Source organism: Parafrigoribacterium mesophilum (assembly GCF_039652555.1).
GTDB lineage: Bacteria > Actinomycetota > Actinomycetes > Actinomycetales > Microbacteriaceae > Parafrigoribacterium > Parafrigoribacterium mesophilum.
Genome location: NZ_JBDJAF010000020.1, coordinates 1 through 343, shown reverse-complemented (window position 1 = coordinate 343; position 343 = coordinate 1). Strand labels below are relative to the sequence as shown.

Sequence of the window (343 nt, the reverse complement as noted above, 5' to 3'; positions counted from 1 at the left end):
CGACGGCAAGAAGGGCTCGACCGTGTTCGCGGCGCCGGCCTTCCTCGGCGCCAAGAACCAGATGCCGATGGCCTACAGCCAGCAGGCCGGCCTGTTCTACATTCCCGCCAACGAATGGGGCATGGACATCTGGAACGAACCGATCGCCTACAAGAAGGGTGCGGCCTATCTCGGCGCCGGCTTCACGATCAAGCCGATTGCCGAGGATCACATCGGCGCGCTGCGCGCGATGGACCCGACCACCGGCAAGATCGTGTGGGAATACAAGAACAAGGCCCCGCTGTGGGGCGGCGTTCTGACCACCGCCGGCGGGCTGGTGTTCACCGGCACCCCCGAAGGCTAC

1 pseudogene is annotated in these 343 nt (G+C 65.6%); it reads left to right on the top strand.

What is annotated here, in order from left to right:
- Positions 1–343: pseudogene (locus ABFX56_RS15925) on the top strand (PQQ-dependent dehydrogenase, methanol/ethanol family); the annotation flags it as partial.